At 65.3% G+C, this 4,920-nt stretch carries 1 protein-coding gene; it reads right to left on the bottom strand.

What is annotated here, in order from left to right; all coding sequences use genetic code 11:
* A partial coding sequence (locus AB3X96_RS41955) for an amino acid adenylation domain-containing protein (protein ID WP_368594339.1) occupies positions 1–4,920 on the bottom strand: 4,920 nt, incomplete at both ends.

The following is a 4,920-nucleotide window of genomic DNA, read 5'->3' as shown; positions in this document are numbered from 1 at the left end:
CGCTGGTCCTGATAGACCACCGCCACCGCATCCGGCGCCTGGCGCACCTGGGCCTCAAACAGCTCATGGATGCACTGCTGCTCAGGATACGTCACCGCCGTCCGGTTCAGCTCCTCCAGCAGATACGTGCGCTCGGCACTCGACAGCAGCTCAATCCGGTGGACCGCTTGCCGCGCATCGGCAGCCATCGCCCGCAGCAGCGCCAGCAGATAGCCTCGTTGCCGCTCGATGGTCGCCTGATCAAACAGCGCCGTGGCATAACCCAACGTTCCGGCGATCTCCTCACCATGCTCGCCAAGGCTCAGCTCCAGATCGAACTTGACCTGATCGAAGCCGTCTGCCGCCGCCTCCACACGCAGCCCAGGAAGGTCGAACGTCCCAGCGGCGTTGTTCTGCCAGGCCAGCATCACCTGGAATAATGGCGTATGATCAAGAGCCCGGGGCGGCTGCACGATCTCCACCACCTGCTCGAACGGCAGGTCCTGATGCTCCTGCGCAGCCAGCACCGTGCGCCGTGTCCGCTCCAGAAGCTCCGACACGCGCGGCTTACCCGACAGGTCCAGCCGAAGCGCCAGCGTGTTGACGAAGAACCCGATCAGCCCTTCGATCTCGCGGTGCCCCCGATTGGCGCTCGGCACGCCAATCACAAGATCGTCCTGCCCCGACAGACGAGACAGCACCGCCGCCCAGGCCGCCAGTATCGTCATGAACAACGTCGTGCCATGCTGCAGGCTCAGCCGCTTCAGCTCCCGCGTCAAATCCGCATTGACGATGATCGGAACCGTGGCCGCGGCAAACGACTGCTGGGCAGGCCGCGCACGGTCCGTCGGCAAGACAAGACGGGCTGTGCCTGCCAGGGCGCTGCGCCAATATTGCGCCTGCTTCTGCAGCCGTTCCCCCGACAGCCACTGCCGTTGCCAGGCGGCATAGTCCGGATACTGGATGGCAAGCGGCGGCAGAGGATCGTCGTGCCCAGCCTCGAATGCCCGGTAGAGCTGGCTAAGTTCACGCAGCAGCACGCCCATCGACCAGCCGTCCGAGACGATGTGATGCTGGGTCAGCAGGAAGACGTGTTCCTCGTCCGACATCCGCACCAATCGTCCGCGGATCAGCGGACCGCGCGCAAGATCGAATGGCGTGCGCCCCTCTTCGTCACACAGGTCCAAAAGTGCCGCTTCCGCATCCGATCTCTCCCGCAGATCGTGCTCAACTATCGGCAGTCCCGCATCCGGCGGCAGAACCTCAACCCGGGGCTTGCCCTGCCTCGCGACAAACACACTGCGCAGCGCTTCATGGCGCGCAAACAGACGGTCAAGGCTGCGCTGCCAGGCGCTGTGGTCGAGCATCCCGCGCAGTCGCAAGGCCAGCGGAATGTGATAGTTCGTGCTGCCTTCGTTCAGCTGCGCCAAAAACCATAGCCGCTGCTGCGCAAACGACAGCACAAGCGGCTCATGACGCGACACGGCTGCAATCGACGGCAGCTCTTGCGGACCGGAGCAGCGCAACAGCTCGACGGTGCTCGCCGCCAGGTAAGTCAGCACTGGCCTTGCGAACAGCGTCGACAGCGGCAGGTCGACCCCAACCGCCTGTGACAGCCGGCTCGACATCTGCACCGCCAAGAGCGAGTGCCCGCCGAGCGCAAAGAAGTGGTCGTGGCGTCCGACCCGCTCCACACCGAGAAGCTCGGCCCAGATCTGTGCCAGCGTGATCTCGACCTCGCCTTGCGGCGCCTCATAGGCGCGATGCGCATACGCCTCATCGTCCGGCGCCGGCAGCGCCTTGCGATCGAGCTTGCCATTCACCGTCAGCGGCAGCGCCGCCAGCCGCACAAACGCGCTCGGCACCATGTAGTCCGGCAGCCGCGCACTTAAGTGCGCCCGCAAGGCGCCCGCAAGCCCGCCTCCATCACCCTCGTCCGAGCCGGCCTCGGGCGCGCAGACCACATAGGCGATAAGATGCTTGTGGCCGGCGCCGTTCTGGCCCGCCACCACCACCGCCTCGCGCACCCAGGCGTGCTCGCAAAGCCGCGCGACGATCTCGCCCGGCTCGATGCGGAAGCCGCGGATCTTCACCTGATCGTCGTTGCGGCCCAAAAACTCAAGATTGCCGTCCGGCAGATAGCGCGCCAGATCGCCAGTGCGGTACAGCCGGTCGCCCTCGACAAAGGGACTGGCGATGAACCGCTCCGCGGTCAGCTCGGGCCGGTTCAGATACCCCCGTGCTACCCCCGCCCCGCCAATGTAAAGCTCGCCCACCGCGCCGAACGGCACGGGCGCGCCACAGCCATCCAGCAGATACACCCGCGTGTTCGCAATCGGACGGCCGATCGTCTCAACGACAGCCTCTCCCCTTAGCAGGCAGATCCAGGTTGAGTACGTGGTGGTTTCAGAAGGCGCATACAGGTTATAAATCTTCTCTACGCGACTACTCTCGAAGGCCTTCTCTATGAGGCCCGCCTTCAGCCGCTCGCCGCACGAATTGATCACGCTTGCGGAAACCGGCACGGCTTTCCTGTCAACCAGGGGGGCGATCGCCGAGGGCACTGTGTTGATCAAAGAGATTTCCAAAGACCTCCCGGCCAGCGCCAGCGCATTCTCCACAAGGTAGAGCGTGCTTCCTTGCGAAAGCGGAACGAAGCACTCATAGACGGACAGATCGAAACTGATCGAGGTGGAAAACAGCGTGCGGCTGATCTCTGATGCCGTAAACACGTCGCTGCTCCAATGCAGCAGGTTCACCGTGCTCGCATGCTCAATCATGACCCCCTTGGGGGTGCCGGTGGATCCGGAGGTGTAGATCACATAGGCGAGATGGCGCGAGGTCAGGCCGAGCGCACGCGGGTCCGGATCGGAGACCGGCAGGTTCGCCCACTCCGGCGTCGCCGTCTCTAGATCGACCACCGTCAGATCGAGCAGCGCATCGGCCCCCAGCGCCGATCGGCCCGCCGCATCGGCCAGCAGCAGCGGCGGCGCCGCATCCTCGAGCATCTGGCGCAACCGCGCCGACGGATAGGCCGGATCCAGCGGCAGATAGGCGCCACCCGCCTTGAGGATCGCCAACAGCCCGACCACCATCGCCACGCTGCGCGCAACGCAGATCGCCACCGGCTGGTCCGGCGTCACCCCGAGCCCGATCAGATGATGCGCCAGCTGGTTGGCCCGCGCATTGAGTTCGCCATAGCTTACGCGCTGGTCCTGATAGACCACCGCCACCGCATCCGGCGCCTGGCGCACCTGGGCCTCAAACAGCTCATGGATGCACTGCTGCTCAGGATACGTCACCGCCGTCCGGTTCAGCTCCTCCAGCAGATACGTGCGCTCGGCACTCGACAGCAGCTCAATCCGGTGGACCGCTTGCCGCGCATCGGCAGCCATCGCCCGCAGCAGCGCCAGCAGATAGCCTCGTTGCCGCTCGATGGTCGCCTGATCAAACAGCGCCGTGGCATAACCCAACGTTCCGGCGATCTCCTCACCATGCTCGCCAAGGCTCAGCTCCAGATCGAACTTGACCTGATCGAAGCCGTCTGCCGCCGCCTCCACACGCAGCCCAGGAAGGTCGAACGTCCCAGCGGCGTTGTTCTGCCAGGCCAGCATCACCTGGAACAGCGGCGTGTGATCAAGACGCCGGGGCGGCTGCACGATCTCCACCACCTGCTCAAACGGCAGGTCCTGATGCTCCTGCGCTCCCAAGGCCGAGCGCCGCGTCCGCGTCAACAGCTCCGCCACGCTCGGCTCGCCCGACAGGTCAAGCCGCAGCGCTAGGGTGTTGACGAAGCAGCCGATCAGCTCTTCAACCTCGCGGCGACTGCGATTGGCGCTCGGCACGCCAATCACAAGATCGTCCTGCCCCGACAGACGAGACAGCACCGCCGCCCAGGCCGCCAGTATCGTCATGAACAACGTCGTGCCATGCTGCCGGCTCAGCCGCTTCAGATCCCGCGTCAGATCCGCATCGATCACGACCGTCACACTGGCCCCGGCAAACGACTGCTCTGCCGGCCGAGGCCGATCTGTCGGCAAGGCCAGACGGGCCGGTGCGCCAGATAGATTGTTGCGCCAATAGTGCGCCTGGCTCTGCAGCCGCTCGCCCGACAGCCACTGCCGTTGCCAGGCGGCATAGTCCGGATACTGGATTGCAAGCGGCGGCAGCGGATCGCCTTCACCGGCCACGAAGGCCCGGTACAGCTGACTGAGTTCACGCACCAACACGCCCAGCGACCAGCCATCCGAGACAATGTGGTGCTGCGTTAGCAGCAAGACGTGCTCCTCATCCGAGATCCGGATCAGCCGGCCGCGGATCAGCGGGCCACGCGCCAGATCGAACGGCGTGCGCGCCTCTTCCCTGCACAGACCCAATAGCGCCTCGTCCGCATCCGGCCTGTCCCGCACATCGTGCTCCACAACCGGCAGCCCCGCATCCTCCGGCAGCAGCTCCACCCAGGGCTTGCCCTCCGGCGCGACAAACACGCTGCGCAGCGCCTCATGACGCGCCAACACACGGTCAAGGCTGCGCTGCCAGGCGCTGCGGTCGAGCCCACCCTTGAGCCGCCACCCGAGCGGAATGTGATAGTTCGTACTGCTCTGATCCAGCTGCGCCAAAAACCACAGCCGCTGCTGCGCAAACGACAGCACAAGCGGCGCTTCACGCGATACCGCCACAATGGCTGGCAGGTCTTGCGCGCCGGAGCGGCTCAACTCATCCATGATACTCGCGGCCAGATCGGCCAGCACCGGTTTGGCAAACAGCGTGGTCAGCGGCAGTGTGAAGCCAATGGCCAGCGAGACCCGGCTCAACAGCTGCACCGCCAAGAGCGAGTGCCCGCCGAGCGCAAAGAAGTGGTCGTGGCGTCCGACCCGCTCCACACCGAGAAGCTCGGCCCAGATCTGTGCCAGCGTGATCTCGACCTCGCCTTGCGGCGCC

This window comes from Paraburkholderia sp. BR13439 (assembly GCF_040948805.1).
In the GTDB taxonomy this organism is placed as follows: domain Bacteria; phylum Pseudomonadota; class Gammaproteobacteria; order Burkholderiales; family Burkholderiaceae; genus Paraburkholderia; species Paraburkholderia youngii.
Note: the sequence above shows the minus strand (reverse complement) of the source record. Positions and strands in the feature narration are given on the sequence as shown.